This is a genomic window from Actinoalloteichus spitiensis RMV-1378, assembly GCF_000239155.1.
Classification (GTDB): domain Bacteria; phylum Actinomycetota; class Actinomycetes; order Mycobacteriales; family Pseudonocardiaceae; genus Actinoalloteichus_B; species Actinoalloteichus_B spitiensis.
Window position 1 is genome coordinate 1 of record NZ_AGVX02000886.1, and the last position, 256, is coordinate 256.

Genomic DNA, 256 nt, shown 5'->3' on the forward strand with positions numbered 1-256 from the left:
CCGGCGGGTGGACGAGCTGGTGGCCGCCCCCTTCGACCTCGCCGCCGCACCACCGGTCCACTGGACCCTGCTGCGCCTGGGCGAGGAGGACCACGCGCTGGTCGTCGTGCTGCACCACGTCGCCGGGGACGGCTGGTCGGCGCGGCTCCTGGTGCGCGAGCTGGCCGAGGTGTACACGGCCGAGGTCGAGCACCGGGCAGCGTCGCTCGCTCCGGCACCGAGCTTCCTGGCGTGGGCCGCGGCCGAACGGGACGCC

General features: G+C 76.6%; 1 protein-coding gene. It reads left to right on the forward strand.

Annotated elements, in window-relative coordinates; all coding sequences use genetic code 11:
• Window positions 1-256, forward strand: a 256-nt coding sequence (locus ACTIDRAF_RS31625; RefSeq protein ID WP_039789992.1) for a condensation domain-containing protein, incomplete at both ends; no start/stop codon positions are given.